Source organism: Nonomuraea sp. NPDC003727 (genome assembly GCF_053586935.1).
The window spans coordinates 397,864-420,509 of record NZ_JBSFNE010000008.1 but is presented as its reverse complement, the minus strand read 5'-3'; the positions used below and the strand labels follow the sequence as shown (position 1 = coordinate 420,509).

Annotated in this window: 22 protein-coding genes; 12 read left to right on the top strand and 10 right to left on the bottom strand. The window is 68.2% G+C overall.

Features of this window, described 5'->3' with window-relative positions; translation table 11 throughout:
- Positions 1 to 5 precede the first annotated feature (5 nt).
- Positions 6 to 1,568, bottom strand: coding sequence for an AMP-binding protein (locus ACWDLG_RS22750; protein ID WP_449922776.1), 1,563 nt, complete (start codon positions 1,566 to 1,568; stop codon positions 6 to 8).
- A gap of 484 nt (positions 1,569 to 2,052) precedes the next feature.
- Between ACWDLG_RS22750 and ACWDLG_RS22745 the strand changes: the two genes are divergently transcribed.
- From ACWDLG_RS22745 to ACWDLG_RS22735, 3 genes are read left to right on the top strand one after another with little or no spacing between them, the layout of a single operon-like run.
- Positions 2,053 to 4,218 carry an AMP-binding protein gene (locus ACWDLG_RS22745; RefSeq protein WP_449922774.1) on the top strand — a complete coding sequence of 722 codons (2,166 nt, stop codon included), beginning with the start codon at positions 2,053 to 2,055 and terminating at the stop codon, positions 4,216 to 4,218.
- Between the two features lies 1 nt (position 4,219).
- Positions 4,220 to 5,551 (top strand): preATP grasp domain-containing protein, encoded by a 1,332-nt coding sequence (locus tag ACWDLG_RS22740; RefSeq protein WP_449922772.1) that lies wholly within the window; start codon positions 4,220 to 4,222, stop codon positions 5,549 to 5,551.
- A gap of 4 nt (positions 5,552 to 5,555) precedes the next feature.
- Complete coding sequence (locus tag ACWDLG_RS22735) at positions 5,556 to 6,533, top strand: aldo/keto reductase (protein WP_449922770.1); 978 nt, start codon at positions 5,556 to 5,558, stop codon at positions 6,531 to 6,533.
- Between the two features lie 368 nt (positions 6,534 to 6,901).
- On the opposite strand, the gene ACWDLG_RS22730 is transcribed toward ACWDLG_RS22735, so the two are convergent.
- The 4 genes from ACWDLG_RS22730 to ACWDLG_RS22715 all read right to left on the bottom strand — a co-directional run bounded on the left by ACWDLG_RS22730 (position 6,902) and on the right by ACWDLG_RS22715 (position 10,045).
- On the bottom strand, positions 6,902 to 7,708 hold the full coding sequence (locus ACWDLG_RS22730; RefSeq protein WP_449922768.1) for an alpha/beta hydrolase family protein: 807 nt from the start codon (positions 7,706 to 7,708) through the stop codon (positions 6,902 to 6,904).
- Between the two features lie 416 nt (positions 7,709 to 8,124).
- Positions 8,125 to 8,526 carry a hypothetical protein gene (locus ACWDLG_RS22725; protein WP_354913471.1) on the bottom strand — a complete coding sequence of 134 codons (402 nt, stop codon included), beginning with the start codon at positions 8,524 to 8,526 and terminating at the stop codon, positions 8,125 to 8,127.
- Between the two features lie 10 nt (positions 8,527 to 8,536).
- Positions 8,537 to 8,938, bottom strand: a complete 402-nt coding sequence (locus tag ACWDLG_RS22720; protein ID WP_449922766.1) for a hypothetical protein — start codon at positions 8,936 to 8,938, stop codon at positions 8,537 to 8,539.
- 765 nt (positions 8,939 to 9,703) lie between these two features.
- Positions 9,704 to 10,045, bottom strand: coding sequence for a histone-like nucleoid-structuring protein Lsr2 (locus ACWDLG_RS22715; protein WP_354913469.1), 342 nt, complete (start codon positions 10,043 to 10,045; stop codon positions 9,704 to 9,706).
- 303 nt (positions 10,046 to 10,348) lie between these two features.
- Here ACWDLG_RS22715 and ACWDLG_RS22710 point away from each other — a divergent pair, with 303 nt between their 5' ends.
- Entirely contained in the window at positions 10,349 to 10,687 is a 339-nt protein-coding gene (locus ACWDLG_RS22710) for a hypothetical protein (RefSeq protein ID WP_449922764.1), read from the top strand.
- Positions 10,688 to 11,292: 605 nt separating this feature from the next.
- Positions 11,293 to 11,940, top strand: a complete 648-nt coding sequence (locus tag ACWDLG_RS22705) for a hypothetical protein (RefSeq protein WP_449922762.1) — start codon at positions 11,293 to 11,295, stop codon at positions 11,938 to 11,940.
- Positions 11,941 to 11,966: 26 nt separating this feature from the next.
- Here the strand turns inward: ACWDLG_RS22705 and ACWDLG_RS22700 are convergent, their stop codons facing one another.
- Together ACWDLG_RS22700 and ACWDLG_RS22695 are read right to left on the bottom strand one after the other, a co-directional pair.
- The gene (locus ACWDLG_RS22700) at positions 11,967 to 12,260 is read right to left on the bottom strand and encodes a hypothetical protein (protein WP_449922761.1); all 294 of its coding nucleotides are present in this window, start codon (positions 12,258 to 12,260) and stop codon (positions 11,967 to 11,969) included.
- An 844-nt stretch (positions 12,261 to 13,104) separates the two neighbouring features.
- Entirely contained in the window at positions 13,105 to 13,350 is a 246-nt protein-coding gene (locus ACWDLG_RS22695; protein WP_449922759.1) for a helix-turn-helix domain-containing protein, read from the bottom strand.
- A gap of 136 nt (positions 13,351 to 13,486) precedes the next feature.
- On the opposite strand from ACWDLG_RS22695, the gene ACWDLG_RS22690 reads away from it, so the two are divergent.
- Positions 13,487 to 14,683 carry a cytochrome P450 gene (locus ACWDLG_RS22690; RefSeq protein ID WP_449922757.1) on the top strand — a complete coding sequence of 399 codons (1,197 nt, stop codon included), beginning with the start codon at positions 13,487 to 13,489 and terminating at the stop codon, positions 14,681 to 14,683.
- 441 nt (positions 14,684 to 15,124) lie between these two features.
- Here ACWDLG_RS22690 and ACWDLG_RS22685 read toward each other — a convergent pair whose 3' ends face one another.
- Complete coding sequence (locus tag ACWDLG_RS22685; RefSeq protein WP_449922755.1) at positions 15,125 to 16,084, bottom strand: GNAT family N-acetyltransferase; 960 nt, start codon at positions 16,082 to 16,084, stop codon at positions 15,125 to 15,127.
- Positions 16,085 to 16,522: 438 nt separating this feature from the next.
- On the opposite strand from ACWDLG_RS22685, the gene ACWDLG_RS22680 reads away from it, so the two are divergent.
- The 5 genes from ACWDLG_RS22680 to ACWDLG_RS22660 all read left to right on the top strand — a co-directional run bounded on the left by ACWDLG_RS22680 (position 16,523) and on the right by ACWDLG_RS22660 (position 20,165).
- On the top strand, positions 16,523 to 17,092 hold the full coding sequence (locus ACWDLG_RS22680) for a GNAT family N-acetyltransferase (RefSeq protein WP_449922753.1): 570 nt from the start codon (positions 16,523 to 16,525) through the stop codon (positions 17,090 to 17,092).
- A gap of 30 nt (positions 17,093 to 17,122) precedes the next feature.
- Complete coding sequence (locus ACWDLG_RS22675) at positions 17,123 to 17,281, top strand: hypothetical protein (RefSeq protein ID WP_449922751.1); 159 nt, start codon at positions 17,123 to 17,125, stop codon at positions 17,279 to 17,281.
- A gap of 436 nt (positions 17,282 to 17,717) precedes the next feature.
- Positions 17,718 to 18,638, top strand: coding sequence for an alpha/beta fold hydrolase (locus tag ACWDLG_RS22670; protein ID WP_449922749.1), 921 nt, complete (start codon positions 17,718 to 17,720; stop codon positions 18,636 to 18,638).
- A gap of 9 nt (positions 18,639 to 18,647) precedes the next feature.
- Positions 18,648 to 19,274, top strand: a complete 627-nt coding sequence (locus ACWDLG_RS22665; protein ID WP_449922748.1) for a TetR/AcrR family transcriptional regulator — start codon at positions 18,648 to 18,650, stop codon at positions 19,272 to 19,274.
- A gap of 390 nt (positions 19,275 to 19,664) precedes the next feature.
- Positions 19,665 to 20,165 carry a hypothetical protein gene (locus ACWDLG_RS22660; RefSeq protein WP_449922746.1) on the top strand — a complete coding sequence of 167 codons (501 nt, stop codon included), beginning with the start codon at positions 19,665 to 19,667 and terminating at the stop codon, positions 20,163 to 20,165.
- A gap of 79 nt (positions 20,166 to 20,244) precedes the next feature.
- Here ACWDLG_RS22660 and ACWDLG_RS22655 read toward each other — a convergent pair whose 3' ends face one another.
- Positions 20,245 to 20,682: a VOC family protein gene (locus ACWDLG_RS22655; protein ID WP_449922744.1), complete on the bottom strand. Its 438-nt coding sequence runs from the start codon at positions 20,680 to 20,682 to the stop codon at positions 20,245 to 20,247.
- A gap of 75 nt (positions 20,683 to 20,757) precedes the next feature.
- Between ACWDLG_RS22655 and ACWDLG_RS22650 the strand changes: the two genes are divergently transcribed.
- On the top strand, positions 20,758 to 21,393 hold the full coding sequence (locus ACWDLG_RS22650; protein WP_449922742.1) for a TetR/AcrR family transcriptional regulator: 636 nt from the start codon (positions 20,758 to 20,760) through the stop codon (positions 21,391 to 21,393).
- 245 nt (positions 21,394 to 21,638) lie between these two features.
- On the opposite strand, the gene ACWDLG_RS22645 is transcribed toward ACWDLG_RS22650, so the two are convergent.
- Entirely contained in the window at positions 21,639 to 22,520 is an 882-nt protein-coding gene (locus tag ACWDLG_RS22645) for an alpha/beta fold hydrolase (RefSeq protein WP_449922741.1), read from the bottom strand.
- Positions 22,521 to 22,646: the final 126 nt, after the last annotated feature.

The following is a 22,646-nucleotide window of genomic DNA, read 5'->3' as shown; positions in this document are numbered from 1 at the left end:
GCCGATCAAGGGTCGATCAGTGCGGTGACCTGTTCTGTGAGCCGCCGTCGATCGACCTTTCCGTTGAGGTTCAGAGGCAGCCTTTCCAGCCGCAGGAAAAGTCGAGGCACCATGTAGGACGGCAGCCTGTCGGCCAGAAACTCGCTCAACTCGTCTTCGGATACATGCGCTCCGGAATAGACGCCGGCGAGGTCGAAGATTCCCGCCTGGGCCTCATAGGGCACGACCACGACCTCATCCAGCCCGGGATGACCGCGCAAGGACGTCTCGATGTCGCCCAGCTCGACACGGTGTCCCCGTACCTTCACCTGGTTGTCCAGGCGTCCCAGGTAGAACAGCTGACCGTCCCGGAGCGCTATGCGGTCGCCGGTGCGATACCAGTGGGCCGGCGTCAGCTCTTCGGCCTCGCCGAAAGGACCCAGGCCGTCACCGCTCCAAAGGACGAACGGCCCTCGGGGCTGTTTGGGATCCAGGTATCCGTCGAATCGTTGCGGTCCCCGCAGCAGGAGCTCTCCCTCGTCCGCCGCCTGGCCGTTTTCCCCGACGACGGCCCACTCGATCGACGGGTGGGGGCGCCCGATCGGCAGGCTCGTCGTCGGCTCGCCGGGCCATTCCGAAGGCGACGCCGGCAGGTCGTAGACCGCGGACGAGACGGTGATCTCCGTCTGGCCGTACACATTGGCGATTCTGCTGTTGGGCGCCGCCTCCTGCCATGCGCGGATGTGGTCCACGGTCAAGGGCTCTCCGCAGAACATGCTCCATCGAAGCGTTGGCATCACGCCTGGGGAAAGCTCACCCAGCAGGCGGGACATCGTTATGGACGACGGAGTCGAATGCCAGTGGGTGATCCCGTGCTCGGCAATGTGCCGCGGCGGGGTGAGCATGTCCGTCCTGGACGGCACGACGACCGCTCCGCCCGAACCCCATGCGAGAAACATGTTGAACACCGACAGGTCCCAGGACAGTTCGGAGGTCTGCGCGACGCGCGCTCCCGGACCGTCGGTGAAATGCTCGACGATGTACGGCAGCCAGGAGGCGATGTTGCGATGCCTGATGGGCACCCCCTTCGGCGTGCCTGTCGATCCGGACGTGAAAACGATGTAGGCGAAGTCGTCGGGGTGCGGAGCGGCCGGGGGAGCGGAGGCTGTCCTTGAGCCGTCGGTGAAGTCGGATCCGTTGCCGGTCATCGAGACGAGTGCCACGCCGGTTTCCGCGCGCAGCGCGGCGGCGAGTTCGGCCTCGGATTCCGCGAATGCCAGCGCGTCCAGTTCCGCGAGTCGAATGATCTGGGCACTGCGGGCGACCGGATGCTCGACGTTCAGCGGGACGACCGTGGCTCCCGCGCGCAGCACGGCCAGGTAGGCGATGTATGTGGCGGCGCTGCGGGACGCGAGAATTCCGATCCGCCGAGGCCGTCCTCCCCTTCGTCCGGCACTGTCACCCACGATTGCCGCCCGCGCTGCGCCCGACGCTTGAGCAAGGGCCGAATACGTGAGGTCGACGTCGCCGACACTCAGTGCGAGCAGTTGTGGATGGGCATCGGCCGACCTGTCGAACCATTCGTACATCGCCAGATTCAAGGACACTTCCCGTTCCCTTCTGACGCGGCTCGCGCCTCGCTGCTCGACGCCGTGGAGGGCGTCTAAAGCCGCTGCCCGTCCAGCTTGCCGGACGGGGACATCGGATGTCGATCCCGCGAAAGCGATTTGCTTAAGCCATTGTGCTGAGCCTGTGTTAGACGCGGCCGTCGCGGGGACGTCACCGCCAGGATATGCGGGCACTTTCCGGCCTTTCGATTGACATAACGGAACGACCGCGTATCTTGATTTCGGAGCGCGTTTTCGTTGCCGACGCCGCTGCGGAAGGGGTGCGGTCGCGGTGCCGGGCCACCGGCATCGGTACGACTTGCCGGACTGGAGGCTGATCAGGCTGCGTAAGAGGTCTCAATTCGCCATCGACTTATCACAGCGCGTAGGATCGGGGTCCGTTGCGGCGCGATTCGCGTCCCCAGACCCGATTCCCGGGTGGGGGCCGCGTTCGCTCGCCGAACTGGTGGCCGCGGCAGCCGTTGTTGTGGCGAGGCACACGGGATGTGCCGACGTCAGGCTCCTCGTTCGCGACAATCGGAACGGTGTTCATCCGATCGTCGCGGGTATTTCCGAATCGACTTTCTCGGAAGTCGCCGCCAATGTCGCCGAACAGCTCGGCGGTGTCGATTCCGCTGATTGTCTCGTGGCCTTGGTGTTCGACAACTCGGCGCCGGAATCGGGAAAGCATCAGCCGCTCGCGTTATCCGTGCAGGATGGGCGCGTCACTGCCGCCTATGACGGCGAGCTGTTCTCGGAAGCCGCGATCGAACGTTTTGTGCGGCACGTCCACGTGGTGCTGACTCAGGGCAACGGGTGGACCGGCCGCGTGTCGCGCCTGCCGCTGCCGGTTGAGTCGCCCGCCGCGGCGGTACCGTCGCCCTCCTCCGGCGACCCGGTCACCTCCCTGGGGCGTGTCGCTCGAATCGATCCCGGGCGTGGAGCCGCCGCGGACGCGATGAACGCGCTCACGTACGGCCGGCTCGCCGCGGTCGTCGAGGGCTGCGCGCAGGACCTTCGAGCACCGCGTTTCAGCGACGCCCGTGTCGGCGTACTGATGGATCACGATGTGCACGCGGTGGTGGGCGTGCTGGCGGTTCTGCGGTCGGGGCGGACCTTCGTTCCGCTGAACGCCGAGGAACCCGGTGGCCGACTGACGAAAATCGTGGCGGACGCGGACATCGCCGCGATCATGTACCCCCGCAGGCTGAAAACGGTGGCCGAGCGGATCTCGAAAGGCAAAGAGCTGATCGAGTTCGACATCTCGGCGCCGGTCGAGCCGTCCCTCGCCTCGGTGCCCGCCGATGCGGAGCAGGCCGCCTGCCTGCTGTACACTTCGGGGAGGAACGGCCGGCCGACCGGAGTCGTCCAGAGTCGTAGCGGTGCCGTCTCGCATGCGGCCACCTATGCCGCCACCACAGGACTGCGCTCGGACGATGTCGTCGCGTGTCTCGCCTCTCCAGGTTCAACCACCTTTGTCGTGAACCTGTTCGCCACCCTTCTGGCCGGCGCGTCACTTCGGATGGTCGATCCGGCGCAACCCGTTCACGCGCTTCGGTCGGCGCTGCGCCGCCAGGCCGTCAGCGTGCTCCACTCGACTCCGACCCAGATCCGGCTTCTTCTCGACGGACTGGAGGAACGGGATCCGTCCCTGGCCGGCGTCCGCCTGCTCGTCCTCGGCGGCGAACAGGTCGAGCCGGACGACGTGCGGCGCATTCGCGCGGTGATTCCCGGAGCCGCGATCATCAACAGTTACGGCACGGCGGAGTGCGCGGTCGCTCTGCAGCACCGTGTGAACGACGCCGATGCGAATCACGCCGCGATCGCGATCGGCAGTCCCGTACCCGGCGTGCGATCGGAGTTGCTCGACGCCGACGGGGAGCCCACCGAGGTGTTCGGCGAGATCGCCCTCACAGGCAGCGGTGTGGCGCATGGCTACTGGAGGCGGGACGAGGCGACCTCCGAGGTGTTCGGCCCCGCCGACGGCGAGACGCGAACGTTTCGAACCGGCGACCTCGCATGGCGACGTCCCGACGGGGCCCTGGTCCTCGCCGGACGAACCGACCGCCGGCTCATCGTGCAAGGTCACCGGGTGGAGCCGGGTGAGATCGAAGCCCAGCTCCGCGCACACCCCACCGTGGCTCAGGCGCTCGTGGCCGACGACGCGTCCGATCCGCGGGCCTTGGTGGCGTACGTGACGGCTGTCGTCGCGTCCGCGGCGGACGCAGCCGAGCTCATGCGCTACCTCCAGCGCCAGATGCCGAAGTGGAGCCTGCCTTCGCGAGTAGAGGTCCTCGACGTCCTTCCCATCGGTTCGGACGGCGAGCCGGACCTGCTGCGGCTCCGGAAGCAGCCGCAGGCACCCGCCTCCGCCCTCGGTGACGCCCCCGCCACCGAGGGGGAACGGGCCGTGGCGGAGATCTGGACGAAGGTGCTGCGGCGCACCGACCTGCGGGTGGACCAGCACTTCGTGCGTCTGGGCGGTGACTCGCTCCAACTGGTGCGCATGATCGCACTGGTGAAGGAGAGGTTCGGTACCAAGCTGGAGATCCTTGAGGTGCTACGCGATCCCACCATTCGCGGCATCGGCCGACTCGTCGACGACCAGGCGATACCCGAAGGAGAGCGCTGACATGACACGCCTGATCATCGGTAACGGGCTCATCGAGGAGATCCGCACCGACAACGGCCCGACGGGGTGGTGGATCCAGCGCCTGGCCTGGTTCGCCCAGGAGGGCGACGTCATGGTGCTGCCGGTGGAGCCCGACCCGGAGTTCCTCGCCTATGTGGGCGGGCTGACCGATGTGGATCCGGAGTCTTGGACGGTTGTCGTGGCTCCGCGGCCGGAAGGTGCTCGCGACGACGAAGGCGTTTTGACGGCTGAGCGGCTGGACTCCGAAGACCTGCAGGACATCCTCGGGAAAGCCCTTGAGATGCACGAAATCGACGAGGTCTTCGCCGTCTGGCCGGACGTCTCCGTCGCACGTCTCGTCGCCAGACTCGGCCTGCGTTCGGCGTTGCCCGGGTACGGATTCATAGAACAGTCCGGAGGGCCTCTCGTCATCAGCAAGGCGACATTCCGCGCCATCGCCGCAGGTGTCGGCGTTCCGATCCCGCCCGGCGCGGTTCTCCCGTCGCGCAGTGTGGCGCTGGATGTCACGGAGGAACTGCTGCGCCGCTACGACACGGTCATCCTCAAGCACGATTGGATGGCGGGAGGGCGCGGCAACGAAATCCTCAGCGCCGTCGACGGTGTCCGGCCGGTCGGCGCGTCGCGGGTCGTGCCGGTCGGCGGTCGCGGCGACCTTGAGTCCTACTTCGCCGAACACTGGTCCTGGCTCAGCAGCGACGGCCGCGCCCGTCCGGTGGTCGAGCAGTTCATCCCGGACAGTTCCACCTACTTCGCTGAGTTCAAGATCGACGACAGCGGGGTGACGCGGTGTGGAGGCGGTGAGGTCCTGCTGGCGCCGCAGATCGCGGCCTTCGTACTGCCCGCGCCGTACATGACGCCCGAGATCGAGGCCGCGTTCGACGACGGAGCATCGAAGCTGGCGCAGGCGGCCAGGGCCATCGGCCACCGCGGCTACCTCAACCCGGATGCGATCGTCACCCCTGACGAAGAGGTGTTCTTCACCGAGTGGAACGGACGGCTGTCGGGAGGCACCCATGTCATGAGCGGGATCGGCGGGACGGTCGTCGGTCCGTCGTTTCCCTCGGAACGAATGATCCTCGACCGTGTCTGGCCGCCAGGTTGGTCGGTGTCGACGTTCGAGGACGCTCGCCGGAGACTGGAGGAGTCCGGCCTCGCCTACGACCAAGGCCGACGTGAGGGAGTGATCCTCACTACGCCGTTCGACGGCCAGGGCGCGGTCATGTACTGCATCGTGGCCCGCGACGCGAACCAGGCCTGGCAGATCGATCACAACATGGCCGCCGTGTTCGCGCACAGAGTGCGGGGGCGGTGATCCGATGCGGACAGTCCGATGGGGCGATGGCTTGATCTCGCCCGCCCTGGGTCTCGGATGCGCAGAACTCGTGGCAGGCGGCCTCACGGGTGATCGCAGGGCACGCAGGGTCGTGTCCCGGGCGCTGGACCTCGGAGTGACGATGCTGGACACCGCGGACGTCTACGGGCCCGAGGTCGGTGGGAACGAGGAACTCGTGGGGCGAGTCATCGCTCGCCGCCGGGACGAGGTCGTACTGGCGACGAAGTTCGGACTGCGGCTTCGGCCCGACGGCCCGATCCAGGTGGACTCCACCGCGGAATGGGCCAGGCAGGCTTGCCGGCTGTCGTTGCGGCGGCTCGGTGTCGACCACATCGACCTGTACTACCTGCATCGCAGAGACCCCGCTGTTCCCATCGAGGAGACGATGTCGGCGCTGGCGGATCTCGTACGGTGCGGCGACATCCGTTATGTCGGTCTTTCTGAGGTGAGTAGCGCGACTCTGCGCGCCGCGCACGCCGTCCACCCCGTCGCGGCGGTCCAGATCGAGTACTCCTTGTTCACCCGCTTCGCAGAACGAGAGCTGCTGGCGACCTGCCGGGAACTGAGGGTCGGAATCGTCGCCTATCGCCCACTCGGCCGCGGCATGCTCACCGGACTGCTGGGTAAGCCGTCCGACCTGCGCGCATCCGATGTCCGCCGGAACAGCCCGCGCTTCCACGAGTCGAATCTGGCCAGGAACCTCACCCTGCTGAAGCTCATCCGCGAGGTGGCGGACAAGGTGCCGTGTACGCCGGCACAGCTCGCCCTGGGCTGGTTGCTCGCCCGCGGCTCCGACATCGTCCCGATCCCCGGCATGACCCGACTCGAACACCTGGAAGAGAACAGCAAGGCCGTCGACCTCACGATTCCGGCAGAGTTCCTCGCCGAACTGGAGGACCTCGCCGACGGGGTGGCCGGTGAGCGGTTTACGCCGGAGCAGATGGCACTCCTCGATGGTTGAAGTCCGGTAGATCCAGGGGGTGTATAACCTCACGGCCCCAGACGGCCCGGTCCCGACTCTTGCGTTCACGGGAACTCGGGGCTTTCGAGGGGGCCCAGCGGTGAAAGGTGCCGTCGGCGTTGTAGCTGGGGCCGTCGCCGCCGTACAGGGTGTGCTTGCCGTTGCCCTGGTGGCGAGCACGACCGCTTCGACGTGGGACTCGATGCCGAACTCGGCCAGGGCGTAGTGGAGCGTCAGGCAGCCGTCCACGCAGTGCGCTGCGCCTTTGCCGTCCTCGGCGAGGTTCCATAGCGAGATCGCGGCCACGCCCACAAGCGGCAGCGTCTGCGGCGGGGCGTTCATCATCAGGGTCGTCACTGTCTCCACGCTCATGCGTACGCGCCGGCCCAAGGACGAGCGGCTGTGGAGTGGGGTGCGTGCGGGGCGTCGACGCCGGGCCGTCTTGTCCTTCTTGGGGCTGCGGCGGGCTGCCATGATCTCGACGATAAGGACCTATCCGGCAAAAGGATTGTCGAACGCTGCGATCTCCTGCGCGCGGGATCCGTCAGGATCTTGGAGTGCCTTGGTTCGCTGTGAGGAGAACGGTAATGGGCTCCCTGGATGACGAACAAAGGTGCCGTGATCCCGTCGGCGTGGGTGACGGGGCTGCGCTCCAGGAGGTGCTCGGCGCGGGTGTCGGGGTCGCCGAGGACGGTGGCGACGAACGTCTTCCAGGTAGGAGGTGACGCCTTCGCCAAGGTGAGGAGGTTGCTGGGACCGCACATGGAAACACTCGCGGCCCACGGGTAGGGAAGGCGGGCCAGGCAGGACAGAGCAGCGAAGCCACCGTAGGAAGCACCCATGACGGCAAGGCGGTTCGGGTCGGCCCAGTCGAGGGTGTAGAGGTGTTGGACGGCGTGGTCCAGGTCGTCGAGGTCGATGCCGCCCCAGTCGCAGTAGATGAGCTTCTGGTGGGCGGTGCCGTAGTGGGTGGATCCGGCGAAATTGGGGGCCAGGATGGCGATTGTGGAGGAGATGCTGGTAGAGGCCGGAGCGGGCGTAGATGGGGCGTTCCTGGGATTCCGGGCCACCGTGGATGGACAGCAGAACTGGATGGGGGCCGGGGCGACGCGCCTCCATGCGGGCGCGCTCCCGGCGGCGGGCAGCGCGACGTGAGCGCATTCAACGTCAGCCATGCGAGACCAATCGGCGCGGAGCGAGTGCTCGCAGGCTGCTTGGCCGGCGCTGTCACCAGGACCCGCGCACCCCGCTCCGGAGGCCGATCCGCGATCTCTCCGTGGCCTGGCTCTTGTGCATCATCTGGCAGCCTCCTGCCCGCGTGGGGGCTCGAACCGCCCTGAGCGATGGCTTGTCAGCCCCGTCCAGCTACAACCGCATCACCGGCCCATGCGCCGAGCCCGCCACCCGGCGCGTCACCGACGCTGAAAGGACCGGCTCCATCGCCCCACCCCAGCCTGGACTCAAGATCCTCGCGCTGCAAGCGCAGGAAGAGGCCACCCGCCACGCCATTGGCCGTTCGGCTCCGGGCCCGTACCTGATGGGCGATCGTCGGCGCGCGGTACCTTTCATTATTCCGGTGTTGCTCAAGCCCCTATTCGACGCGTTCGGCGTTGGAGTCGTAGCCGCCCCCGTCCGGGTAGACCCAGGCTCCGGTGAGGCTGCGGCCGTCGGGGCTGAAGACGCCCTGGTAGTAGGCAGGGGAGCCCCGATCCCCGGCCCAGATGGTGAGGGTGTCGCCCTCTAGCTCATAGGTGTAGTCGAGGGTGCTGCCGTCATCGCCGTAGTAGCGAGACTTGATGTCGGCGCTGGGCTCGGCCATCAGCGTCCGTTCCCGGCCGATGATCTCGATGCCGTGTGCGCCGCCCAGGTGGACATCCTGCTGAAGGAAGAAGTCGTTCAGCCAGCGGTAGGTCACGCTTCCCTCGTGCCCTCCTGTGATCTTCCACGTACCGATGAGCCTGGCCAGGGCCTGCAGTGCTGGGTCGTTGGTCATCGCATCCCTCTCAGAGTGGGTCGTTACCTCTCCAGACCGGCCTCAGAAGGATCTCACCGGTGTCAAGGGCGTACAAGCCCGAGTAGCCCGACAGCGCGCATCCCACCACTCCGCCCGAGGAAGTGGTGCAGACCCGCGCGACACCTACCAGGTCCTCGGCCAGGTCGTACGGCTCCGCGACGAGCAACCCGGCCCCGACCTGACCGGCGCCCTGATCGCCGCCCCGCGCGACGACCCGGACATGCTCACAGAGGAACTGGTCGGCACCCCGTGGCTGAATGATCGCCGCTGGACATGAAGCCACCTCAGCCGGCTCCTCAACGCCGTCCGCGCCCTGCTCGCCCATCTCGCTCCGCTGGGAACGGCACGCCAGCGAGCCGTCGCCGATCCGGCGGGCAACGAGCCCGCCCACAAGATCTACACCAGGGTCAGGTTCCGGCTCGGCGATGCGCGTAGCCAGAGGAAGCCCCTGGAGGCTTGGGTTTGCGGACCAGCGGGATGCGGGCGGCGATCGCTGGGGTCGTCACGCTGCTCCCCTCTACGGCCAGTCGACGACGAGTCGGCTGTAAGTCTTGTCAATGACGAAGCGCGGGTCGCTGGCTTTCAGCATCTCCCGGGCGGTGCCGGTGGCCATGCGGAAGCCGGGGCTGGGGCGTTGTTGCCGTAGTCGCGTCCAATCATCCGGCGATGTTGACGAGGCCGACGCTCTCATAGAAAAGGGGCACCGAGTGTGGCCGAGGCCGATGGCCGGCCAGGTGACAAAGCGCCGCAGGTCTTGCCGGTTTACCGTGCTGGAGCGCACTTCGCGCACGGCGGGATCGACATAGCGGTCGATCCACTCGGCGAGGCTGTCGGGCGTTTCGGTGAGGCGCTCCGAAACCGGGACACCCTTCGTGAAGTGATTTTGCTGCGATCCTGGCTGCCGCCCGACGCGGCGGAGTTGGAGCTGGGCGCGGGGACGTGGCCATGCGTCAAAGTCGTTCTTATGCTCCTGCTATCCGTCGAAATCAATAGGGGAGTGGCATCTTCAAGCTTTCAACGACAGTCACGCCGCAGCTATTCGCGCGGCTGGCGCAGGCGTGGTCGATTCCCTCATTGGCGCTGCGCTCGTCGGCGCCGTCTGCTCTCCATAACGCGAAAGCCCCCTCCGAAGAAGGAGGGGGCTTTCGCGTTCGTCCTAGTGGGCGGCCTCGTACTGCTCGACCACGGACGAGGAGATACGGCCACGCTCGCTGACCTGAAGGCCGTGCGTCTTGGCCCACTGGCGAATTTCGGCGCTTTTCTCCCGGCTCATGGCAGTGCTGCCGCGTGAGCCACCGCGACCGGCTCGGACGCTGCGAGGCTGCACGACCTTCCGCGCCTTGACGATGTAGGGAGCGAGAGCTTTCTCCAGCTTCTCGCGGTTCGCTCCCGACAGGTCGATCTCGTAGTTCTCGCCGTCGAGAGCAAACTTGGTGGTCCGCTCAGCAGCAGTCCCGTCAAGATCATCAATGAAAGTCTGTACGATCTGTCTAGCCATTGATCGGTCCCCAAATCGGTATGCTAAGACGAGCTCAGCTGGCTTCTCCAACGCTATACCGTGCAGGCATAGCGGTAATCCATACTTCAACAGCCGTCGGCGTGTTGCACGAACCCTATACCTACGGAAGCGCTTGCCGGCAGACGACTTCAGCATTCTCGTGCTCTGCTTCTTTTGGCAAGCTCGGGCAGTCATCATGACCATCAGCGGGTTGTTCGGCGGGGGGCGCCACTCACACACGAGCAGGCGCAGGCCGCCGAGTACAACGGAAGCAAGACAGCCGCGCGACCAAGATAGGGCCACATGAGGCGTGCCACCAACGCGAACCGGCAACTGAGCCGCGGGTGGCTGATCTGCCGGCATGTTCTCGACCGCGCGACGGCCGGGACTTTCTGGAGCCGTTGCTGGCCGATGGGTGGATTCTGGCCGCCATCGCTCGGCACGCGGTGGACCCGCTCGCTGAGCGCGTCGATCGAACCGTTCATCGCGGCGCCGCCGCGGCCGATGGTGCTCTTCTTGTTCGTGGAAGCAGGTCCTCAGGGTGAAGCCGTCGCCGGTGACGTAGGCAGCGGGCGCGCGGATGTGGCCGTGCTTGGCGTGGGAAACGCGCAGGGCCGCCGTGGCCACGCTCGCGGCCGCTGACCCAGTGCATCCCGAGAGCCTCCAGCGCCTGGACATCGTCCACTGCGAGGGTATGAGTCGTTCTCGGGATGGACCCGCGACGCAGAAGGCTGTCGCAGGCTGACCATTCTCCACTGGTCACGCATCAGCTCAGCTCGCGCTCCTGAGGAGCAGGTCAAGATGGAGCGCCCGGAGGCAGAGCCGAGGACGAACGAGGCTGACCGGAGCCGATCAGCACCTACGCGCGCGTGAAATCACCGCAAACACGGCATGGCGCACAACGATGTCGCCAAGGTGATCAGCGGCACCATAGGCTCGCCATCGACAATCGGCCTGACTCGCGCGAAGGAGTTGAACGCCGTGACGACGTTGCCCCTTTCGTCCGCCACCGGCACCGGCACCGGCACCGGGTCGGGTCGACTGGTGCTGCGTGATCCCGCGGTTAGGTCACGCTCTAATGTCCGGCCCGCAAGTTCGTCGAGCGAGTCCCCGCCTCTGCCGAGCCGGGAAACACCACAGCACCCGGGGATAGCCGTGTCATCACGGATGGGACCGAAGGACCGGTCGACAGGGGTTGCGCACGACGCGCAGCCGGCCCTCGCCGCCGTCGTGAGCTCGTTCCAGGCATGGTGATCCGCAAGCGCGCCGCGCGGTCCGCGCAGCGAATCGACGTGATCCGCCTTCCCGAGGACGTCGTGGCACTCATCGACGCCCTCGAGCCTGGTGAGGAACTGGTGGTCACGCGTGACGGCGCGTCGATCGCGACGATCTCCAGCACCATCGACGTGGTGCAAGGCGCCATCGTCGATCGCGATGCGCCAGACGAGGCCGATGATCAAGCACCGATCGACTACGACAGTGTGACGGTCGTGGCCACCGCGATGGAGCTGTCGGCCGCGGCTCGGGTGGCGCTGTCGACCCAACTCGGCGCGGACTACGTCGTGCTCGACATGCACGCAGCTCCCAAGACAACCGACGTGCTGCTGGTACCGCCAGGCAGCCCGCAGTTGATCGGAGCGCTCCGATCGATGTTCCCGGAAGCTCGCGTCATCGTCACCGAAATCGAGGATCACGAGCTCGGAGTCAATTACCACGGTCCGGTCCGACGCCTGCTCAACGCCGGCGCTGATGCATATCTACCTCCGGCGAGCCTCCCGCGCCTGGCCAGGCAGCTTGACTACACGCTCAATCACGCTCACGAGATCACCGGCGGGGCCGCCGCACCACTGCAGATCGCGGCGGGTACCGAGCCAGCAGGCCCCGACGACGAATAGTCCACCGCTTCTCCTGGAGAACGAGATCAGCTCGCCAGTCGGACGCCGGCCGCATCCGCCGACAACGCAAACAGCCCGCGTCCACCCCTGACTGCCTCGGCATCACCGTCGCCAGCCACATCCTCGGCTGCGCGGTCCTGACCGCCACCGCAGAGATCCTCGCCTGACCGTCGAAGCCGTAGCTCCTCGATGAGCGGTTCGGTCAGCCCGGTCGCGACGCGCAGCCGTACACACTCGGCGACCAGTGGGGCCGGCGCGGGCAGGACACGGGTGCACAGCAGCCCCGAAGGGCCGGCCAGGTGCACCGGCGCGCGCGCCACCGGACGAGCGCAGCACCGTCGAGCCGGAGCTGACAGACCAGCGCACGGCACTGACCCCCGCCATCCACTGACACCACGGTGAACCCGGGCCCGCTGAGGAGGTGGTGCAGGTCCGCGACGGTGACACCAGCTACGCCCACACGTCTACGGCGGTCGCCGGCTCGTACGGGCCCGACGGCTCCCGGGGCCACGCCTGGGAGGGCCTGGCCGACGCAATCGCCTCTGCTCTCTGAAAGCCATCCCCGCGCGGTTCCCTATTTCCGACGACGTGGATCACCCCGATCTGGCCCAGATGACGCAAGGGACGGGCCGTCCGCTTGAGCGCGGGCGGCCCCTCGAGAGCCGGACTGGCCGACCGGGACGATGCCGCTGGCGCCGAAGAACTCGCTGATCGGGAGAGCATCCTGGTCGAATACCCGCGAGAGGGGGCTACTTCTTCGACTACTTGCGCCGCGAGCAGGAGCAGCTTCGGGAAGTCCCCCCACCAAAGCTCGCTCGTGTCATGAACAGCAAGAACTTCGCGACGACTCCGCACCACCCGGCGAGGAGATCGACTCGCCCGGCAGACGGGCAGCTGGAGCGGTCTGATGGAGGCACAGTCGACCTGGTTGCGGGCGGGGCTGCTGAGCACAGCCCGCCCGGCTCGGCCGAGGCGGTTGAGCAGCGATGGGCCGTTGCGATGAGGCGTCGCAGTGCCGCGTGGGCGGGTGGGCCCCACGTGGCCTTGCCGCCTGGGAGGCCGCGGACGCCGGCTTCTCCGATATGGATGCCGCCGAGGGCGCGGCGTACCGCCCATTCGCGTGCGCGGCGCAGGGTGGCGGCGTCCAGGGCCGGCTGGTAGGCGTCATGAAGGCGGTCGGCGGCGCCGTCCGGCAGCAGGTGGCAGCAGGTCGTCGCACTGCGGCCAGCGCCGGTAGAGCATGGGACGACTCGTGCCGGCGCGGGCGGCGACCGCTTCGTAGGCGGAGCCGTGACATCCCTGCTCGACCAGCACGTCCCATGCGGCGTCGTGGGGTTCGAGGCCGTGTCGACAGGATGCGCCGCCGCCTGCGCGTCGATCGCCCCGCGATCCGCCCCACTTAGGATCCACTTGCGTATCTTATCGCGCTGACTTACGGTGTCCACCATTAGATGCAGCTGTGTACTCTAAGGCCCTTCTAGAACAGGACGTGCTGATGGCCGACAACAGCTTGACCGGGAAGTCTCCAGGCGTGAGCACCACGACGATGCGGCGGATCCTGCCGATGGACATGGTGGAGCGGGGGCGTAACCCGTTCGATCCGCCGCCGGGGCTGCGGGGAGAGGGCGCGGTCCGGCCGCTGGATCTGCTCAATGGCGCGCGGGCGTGGCTGGTGACGGGGTTCGAGGAGGCCCGTACGGTGTTGTCGGACGCGCGTTTCAGCGCCGACAAGGTGCGCCATCGGGACGCGACGTCGCCGCAGCCACACAAGACGGCCGGGACGGCGGAGCGGGAGGACGGGCTCTTCGTCTTCATGGACCCGCCGGAGCACACCAGGTTGCGGCGGCTGCTGACGGGTCAGTTCACGGTGCGGCGGATCCGGGAACTGGAGTCGCGAGTGACGGAGATCGCGGTCGAGCACATCGAGGCGATGAAGGCGGCGGGCACCAAGGCCGATCTGGTGCCGGCGTTCGCGTTGCCGCTGCCGTCGCTGCTCATCTGCGAGTTGCTGGGCGTGGACTACGCCGACCGCGCGGAGTTCCAGGAACGTACGGCGGTCGGGCTGAGCGCGAACTCGACCCCGCAGGAGGCGGTCATGGCGCGCGCCGGGCTGTCTGCGTTCATGCGGCGGCTGGTGTCCGGCAAGCGCTCGAACCCCGCCGACGACCTGCTGTCAGGGCTCATCCACGACACCGATCCGCCCCTGACGGACGCGCAGCTGGTAGATGTCGCACTCGTCCTGCTCAACGCGGGCCATGAGACCACGGCGAACATGCTGGGTCTGGGGATGTTCGCGCTGCTGGAGCATCCCGACCAGCTCGCGGCGCTGCGTGCCGATCCAGGCCTGATCGACAACGCGGTGGAGGAACTGCTGCGGTTCCTGTCGATCATCCAGCTTGGGGTCAGCCGGGTCACCACGGAGCCGGTGACGCTGGGTGGTGTGGACATCCCGGCCGGCGCGACCGTCGTGATCGCCACGCCCGCGGTCAACCGGGATCCGCGGCACTGGCCCGCTCCCGACGCGCTCGACCTGCGCCGCTCCCGTACTCCGCACCTGGCCTTCGGGCATGGGGTTCACCAGTGCCTGGGTCAGCAGCTGGCCCGGATCGAGATGCGGATAGGGCTGGGCGAACTGATCTCCCGTCTGCCGGATCTGCGCCTGGCGGTGCCGGCCGAGCAGGTGCCGGTACGCAACGAGATGCTCATCTTCGGCGTGCAATCGCTGCCGGTCACCTGGTCCTGAGACGGCCGAGGGAAAGGGCACCCACGAGCTACAGCGGGAGCCGGGTGGCGATGGCCGCGACCCGTCGATGCGCCCCACGGCAAGGCTGCCGATACGGCTCAGGATTTGATGGATAGGTCCTTGCCTACCTGTTCCAGGTCGGTTTCCCAGATCCACAGCCGGTGCGGGGGCGGCACCCGGTGGTAGCCGTAGGCCGACCTCGGTGAGGGTCCGCAGGTTCACACACACGCGCTGGTGGGCCTGACCGCTCGCCTCGGCCGCCGCCTTGCCCGCGGCCAGGTGCCGCGTGGCGGCGTCAGGGGGATCGGGGCTACCAGACAGTCGCGCAGCGCCTGGTGGGGGAGCGCGTTGTAGGTACCGTCCAGCCGCCGCGCCTCGGCGCTCCAGAGCAGGTCTTGTTGTCGGTTGACCGACGCTTCGGGGAAGCCGTGGGACGGCCAATCAGAAAGCGTGAACATAGGTGGTGACAGCCTTGAAGGTGGTGAAACCGGCGCGCTCATAGATCGCGACCGCGCCGGTTTCGTTGGCGGCGTCGACGCTCAGCCCCGCCGTCGCGTACCCCTGCGCCTTGAACGAGGCGAGGGCATGTGCGATCAGTGCGCTCGCTATGCCCCTGCCGCGCCACTCCCCGATAGTCGCGATGATCTGGACCCAAGCCTCCCGTACGCCGGTGGCCACGATGTCGACCTCGCGGCAATGGGTCAGCAAGCAGCCCACCGCCTTGCCGTCCGCCGTCGCCAGGAACGAGGATTCAGGGCGGAAAGCTGCTGTGCCGGTGATGAGGCGCTTCCAGCTCTCAGGTGTATGCGGCGTGCTGCCCCAGTGGTCATGGAAGGCGGCGTTGCGCACCTCGCGCGCCTGCTCGTCCAGCCCCGGTGTCCAGGTGACAATCGTGACCGCATCGGGAACCCGGGGCGGTGGGATCGGCACGGCTAGATCGCGCCGCTTGCCTTGGAAGACGCGGGCGGCTTCGAATCCTGCCTCGCCAGCGAGTTTGGCCAGGTCATGGTTGCCGTCATCGACGTGCAGGTGAAGGTGGAGTGGTTTCCCGGGATGGCATCTTTCGTGCAGGACGGGTGCCGTTCTGAGCGACCAGTCGATGATCCGCCGGCCGTATCCGCGCCTGCGATGGCCGGGATGCACGCCGCCGCCCCATAGATCCATCACGTGGACGGGATCCGCCGCCTGCCTGACCGGGACCAGCCCAAGCGCGACGATCCGGCCGCCCTGCCTGGCGGCGAGCGTACCCTCCGGCAGGTCAAGCAGCGGGTTGGCCAGACGCTCTGCCATCTGCTCCACGGTGACCGGGCTGCCCGTCCTGTCCACCGCTTCGACCGCGGTGGCGAACTCAGCCCAGGCCGGGGCGTCGCGCGTGGTGAGCGGCCCCCACTCCACGTCCATGATCTCAGGCTAGGGCAAAAGCCGCCGATCCAGGCGTTCTTCGGTTCCGTCAACTCAACCCCCGCACCGCTACCAGGTGATCGGCCAAGGAACCCATTCGCCTGGCCCTTGACCACCCGAGGCCAGGGACCGCCCTGCCGGGGAAAGGCCTCGAGCGTTTGCCGCCAGGCCCAGAGCAGCAGCACCAGCACATCCACCATAAGAACCGCGTTGGCGGCGTACGAGACCTCCGAGCGGTTCGACCATGAACGACAGCCCCGCGTCGGCCCCCAGTGCGGCACCTCCGACGGCGAGCATGTGTCTCTGGTGCGCCTGGAGCAGCGAGCAATCAAACCTGATTGCCGCCACCAGCCTCGTCATGCACAATCATCGCCGTGATCTCTCAATGCCGCGACCTTGACCGATCGGACATCTCCACACTCATTAGGGATCACCGTCTTGAGCTATGTCATACGCGAATATCGACCAGCGGATGAGGCTTCTTGGCTCCGCTGCCGAGTGCTCGCCTTTCTGGGCACCGCCTACTTCGACGCCGTTGAAAAGAGCAAGCCCCACATCCCCGCTCCGGGCTTCGAGTTGATCGCAGTCGCAGGAAGTGACGTCGTGCTCGGGATGCTGGACGTCACTGTCGACGGCGAACTGGCCACCATCGACACCGTCGCAGTTCATCCCGACCACCAGTACCGAGGTATCGGCCGCGCGCTCCTGGGGGAAGCTCTCCGCCGGGTCGCCGCGCTCAACGTATCGACGCTCGATGCCTGGACCAGGGACGATCCCGGCACATTGCGTTGGTATCGCGCCAACGGCTTCTCCGAGAGCGAGCATTACCTGCACGTCTACGCCAACTACTACACCGACGCAGAGGAGCCTGATCGCGCCATCGGCAACCGCCGACCAGGTCTTCGGCCTATCGCGCTCTTTCTGCACGCAAAGCTGCAGGAGGAGCAGTCGATGCGTGAGCAGTTCGCTCGTGTCCACATCTGCCGACGGTTCATGATGGAACTCTGAGACGCACGCGATACTGCCCCGGCGGGGTCGGTGGTGGTGGCGCTGATGGCCTGCGGCCGCCTCGAGGTGTTCGACGACGACGTGATCGCCTACGCCTGCACTCTGCGCGCCTGCGGCGTCCCAGGGCCCGAGATCGCCCGCAAGCTCGTCATCCCAGCGGCAAGAACAAAGGCCGAAACCCTTCCGTAGCCCGCCTCTGCCGCATACTCGCCGACGACGGGCGCTTCGTCCTGACATCCTGCGTCGACACCGGCCCGAGCGGTGGGTCGTCCGGATCGCATCGACCGGTTCATCGAGCGTCCTGACCCCTCGCGATCCGGAGTAAGTCGTTGCCGCTGTTCGGCCTACGGTCGCCTGCGAAGTCATCAGATCCGGCCGGGCCCCCTGCACCGGCGGGTCTCTGGCGCTTCCTCTATTCCGTCTCATGTGAGGTCTCGAGGCTGAGCTGTACGGACTGGACCGGGTTGAAGGGCCGGTTCACGTGGACATCGCTGAGTTGACGGCCTGACCAGCGCGAAAAATGCGCCACAGGTCGGGACGGGTTCGGTGGATTTCGTGATTGCCGCGGGATGGGGTGGCACCGTTAGGATACGACTGTATCCATTCGAAGGGGATGAGGTCAGCCATGCGCACACCCGACCGGCCGTCAGCCTTCACCAGCGACTCTGCCCGTGACAGGTACTACGCCGTCTATGACCGAGTGCTCGGCGAGCTGTGGCCGGTGCCGGTGGACGCCATCGACGTGGAGACCCGCGCCGGCATCGTGCGGATCCACCGGGCCGGGCCCGCCGAGGGGGATCCCGTGGTCCTCCTGGCCGGTGCCGGCGGGAACGCGCTGGCCTGGTACCGCTACATCGAGCCGCTGGCGCGCACGCGCCCGGTCCTTGCCGTCGACCCGCTCGGCGAGCCCGGCCGCTCGGTTCAGACGCAGCCGCTCGCGACCGGTGCCGAGGTCGGTGGCTGGATCACCGACGTACTGGCCGCAGTCGGAGCCGAGCGCGCACACGTGGCGGGTTTCTCTGCCGGCGGCTGGGCCGCAGTGGAACAGCAACTCGGCGGGGGCGGCCGGGTCGCGGCGCTGACGCTGGTGGACCCGGGCGGCTTCGCGCCGTTGCCCAGGCGGTTCATCCGGTGGGCCCTTGCCGGCGCCATCGCCTCCATGCTTCCCCGGACGCTGCGACACCGCATGGCCGGCGTAGCGGACAACGGGGTGCTGCGCGAGGATGGGCTGGTGGAGCTGATGCGGGCCGGCTGGTCCTTCCGCCGGCGTGTGCCCATCCCGCCCGCCTACACCGACGAGCAGATACGCGAGGTGTCCGTGCCCGTGCAGGTGCTGCTGGGCGCCCGCAGCGCGCTGCTCGACGCGCAGGCGCTGGCCGCGCGGCTGGCCGACATCGCGCCGTCCTGGCGCGTGGAGATCGTGCCCGGCACCGGACATTCGCTGCCCGTCGAAGCTCCGGACCTGGTCGCCGAGCGGATCCTCGCCTTTCCCGGCCAGGCGCGGCCCGGGACCGCAACGCCGAAGCACAGCACGGACAACAGGTAGGAAACGGGCATGCCCCGACAGGTGGATCATGATGAGCGGCGGCGCCAGTTGACCGAGGCGCTGCTGCGCATCGCCAGCACCCGCGGCCTGCAGGCGGTGTCGATGCGTGAGATCGCCGCCGAGGCCGGGGTCTCGCTGCGCGTCGTCCAGTACTACTTCACGAACAAGCTGGCCCTGCTCGAGTCCGGCCTCACCGAGCTGGGTGCCCGCATGGACCGCCGGGTCAAGCAGCGGGCCGGCGCCGCCGCGGGCGAGCTGACACCACGCGGCGTTTTCGCCGCCGTCCTTGGCGCGATCCTGCCCTTCGACGAGCAGAGCAAGCTGGACTCTATGGCCTGGACCGCCTACTACACCGCCGCCCTCACTGACCCGGCGCTCGCCGCGGTCGGGCTCACCTTGCCCAACGCACTGGAAGACTTCCTCACCGTACGGTTGACCGCCGCGCAGCAGGCCGGGGACGTCGCCTCCGATCGCGACCCGCGCACCGAGGTCGCCACCCTTCTGGCTCTCGCCAATGGCCTGACCGCCAGCGTCCTGGGCCGGCAGCGCAGCCACGAGGCCGCCGTCGCGATCATCGACTACCACCTCGATCGCCTCTTCGGGCCGGCGGCCACGCGACGGCCGCTCCCGGACTGAGCCGCACCGACCCGGGCTCCTCACCTGCACCCCGACCAGCCGTTCGGTGTCTTCTTCAACGCCGACCTGCACGAACAGGCCGGACAGAGCGTGCGGCGAAGGGACGGGCCTGGGAGGAGGCCGTCAAGATCGCGTCAGCCGTACAGGAGAAGACCGGCAAGCCATGCCTGCCCCTCGGCGCCACCGGTGATCGTGGTCCAGGTCTTCAAGAACGTCGGGCTCAACATGGAGCTCTTCCTGGCGGTGCTGCAGGGCGTGCCACAGGCGTGCTCGCCACCTTCATCATGCGGGCCTGGCCCACACCGGTCTGAAGGGGTGACGGACGCTGACCGACGCCGAGAAGCCTGGCGGCGGTCGGAGTGCCTGCACTGTTGGAGGGATCATGGACGGGTGAGGGCGGAGATGCTCGCGGATCTGTCGGCGGCCGATCCCGGTATGCGAGCCGAGGCCCTGCGGTGGTTCGTGACGCACGGGGACTCCGGCGACGCGGCGGTCGTGGTGCCTCTCGTGCAGGATCCGGGCGAGTTCGATGATCGCGACCATGACGATCTGCCCGAATCGGCTCGGACGCCCGTCCGGATGGTCGCCCTCGAAGCGCTCGCTCAGCTGCGGGCACCGGGGATGTTCGCCGGGGTGTTCAATGATGCGCTTCAGGATAACGATCTCCGGGTTCGCGCGCGGGCCGCGCTGGGCGCATCGGCGGAGGCGCTGCTGGCGCGGCTCGCCGTTGAAGGCGATCGGGGGGTGCGGTACCGGATCGCGGTCGAGCTGCTTGCCGGTGACGTAGGCCGTGACCGGGCGGTCGCGGCTCTCGAACAGCTACGCGGCGGCGGCGATCGGGCAGCGGTAGCCGCCGCCTTCGTCCTCGACGCGGCGACACGCCTCTCCTAGCCCGCCGGCAGACCGCGGCGGCCCGGACCGGCTGGGATCCGGTCCGGCGAAGGTGGTCGGCCAGGCGCCAACCCCAGTGTCACGCGCCGGTGAGCAGCTCCGCCGCCCTGCGGGCGATCTCGTCGGCCGGTACGTCCCTGACGTGCTGGTTCAGTGCCCATCGGTGGCCGTAGGGGTCCAACAGCTGGCCGGTCCTGTCGCCCCAGAAGGCGTCGTGCACCGGCTCGAAGACCTCCGCGCCCGCTGCCATCGCCCGCTCCCACGCCGCGTCGACGTCGGCGACCGGGACGTGCAGGGCTGCGGAGGTGGCGCCGAGCCCGATGGGGGCGCGCATGCCCCTGCCGGGCATCTCGCCCGCCACGGCCAGGGTGGTGTCGCCGAGGCGGAGTTCGACGGTCAGCGTGGTGCCGTCGGGGAGCGTGAGCCGACTGGTCTCCCTGGCGCCCAGCGCCTCGGTGTACCAGGCGGCGGCGTGGTCCGCGTCGGTGACGACGAGGTGAATCGCGACGTGTGTCATGGCAAGACCATACACACTGTATGGACAATACGTCCATACAGTGTGTCCGGACACTCCGTGCGTAGGATGAGGCGCATGTCACGCCCGCGTTCACCCCGTCGATCCGACGCCGCGCCCGCCTCCGCCGACCTGCGCGCGCGGATCCTGACCGCCACCCGTGACCTGCTGGAACGGCACCGCTTCGACACCCTGAGCGTGGCCGACATCCTCACCGCGGCCGAGGTCTCCCGAGCGAGCTTCTACTTCTACTTCCCGAGCAAGCAGGCCGTGCTCGGCGAGCTCGTACGGGAGGCCGTCGCCCAGGGGCAGCAGGCCGCGCAGCCGTGGATCGGCCACGAGCAGGAGCCGGTGGCCGCGCTGCGATCAGGCGTGAGTGACGGCGCCAGGCTGTGGCGCGACAATGCGGGTGTCCTCATGGCGATCGTGGAAAGCTGGGGCTCCGACGCTGACCTGCGCGCGCTGTGGCTGGCGCAGATGGACCTGTTCACCGACGCCGCCGCGGCCCGCATCCAAGCCGACCCGCGGGCTCTCGAACGGCTCGGCGACGTGGACGTCCGCGCGGTCGCGGCGTCGCTGACCTGGCTGGGCGAACGGCTCTACTACCTCGCGGCGAGCGGCGTCCCGCCGTTCGACGACGAACAGGTCCTGGTGGACACCCTCACCAAAGCCTGGACCTCGCTCCTCTACGGCGACGACGCCCCCAGCTCCTGAAGGCGGCAGAAGCCCGCCCCGCCGCAGTCCGCCCGGCCCTGGCCGGAGCGGCCGGCGCAGGAGCGACCCGGCGTCCGCCGAGCCGGCGCACCGGAAGGTCGCGGCGTTGCGCGTGCCCACGCGGCATAGCTGCCGGGCTCGCGGCCGAGGCCCCGCTCGACCTCGGGGCTGACGCGCTGTCTCGGCCGGGCTCGTGTCTCTCCTGACCTGTGAGCACCGCGACCGGGCTGCGGCAGGCCGCGGGGTCAGCGGGTGAGCAGGTCCCGCAGAGCTCTGCTGATGTCTGCGGGGGTTTCCTCGGCCATGAAGTGGCCGCAGCTGACGGTGCTGTGATGGAGGTCGGGCGCCCAGGCGCGCCACAGCGTGGCCGCGTCGAAGCCCAGGACGGCGCCCCAGTCCTGCTGGAGGACGGTGACCGGCATGCGCAGGCGGCTGCCGGCGTCCTTGTCGGCCTGGTCGTGCTCGACGTCGATGGTGGCGGAGGCGCGGTAGTCGGCCACGATCGAGGGCACCGCGTTCCGGCAGGCGTCCAGGTAGGCGGCGCGGATGTCGGTGGGGATGGTCTGGGGGTTCTGGTGCCAGATGTCGAGGAAGTGGCCGAAGAAGGCGTCAGGAGCCGCGGAGATCATTTGTTCGGGAAGGCCCGGAGGCTGGGCCATGAGGTAGAGGTGGAAGCCGATGGCGGCGGTGGTGCCGTGCATGACCTGCCACATGTCCAGGGTGGGCAGGACGTCCAGGCAGGCCAGGTGAGTGATCGCCGCGGGGTGGTCGAGGCCGGCGCGGAAGGCGACCAGGGCGCCGCGGTCGTGTCCGGCCAGCGCGAAGCGGTCGTGGCCGAGGGCGCGGGCCAGGGCGACGATGTCGGCGGCCATGGCGCGCTTGGCGTACGCGGTGCCGTCAGCCGTCCCGGCGGGCTTGTCGCTGGCGCCGTAGCCGCGCAGGTCGGGGCAGATGACGGTGTGGTCGGCCGCGAGGTCGGCTGCGACGTGCCGCCACATCAGGTGGGTTTGCGGGAAGCCGTGCAGCAGCACGATCGGGCTGCCGGTGCCGCCGACGGCCGTGTGGAGGGCGACACCGTCGGCGACGGGGACGCGGTGGTAGTCGAAGTCGGGAATGGTCGGTGCCATGGTGAGCCGTTCTTGTTCACTCGAAGGGCGCCCGCCGGTCGGCGGACATCATCGAGCGTGCCGCCCGCGAATCAGCATCCGGTCAGCGCGTACCGTGAGGGCCGGAAGTGCGCTGGGGAGGTGAGG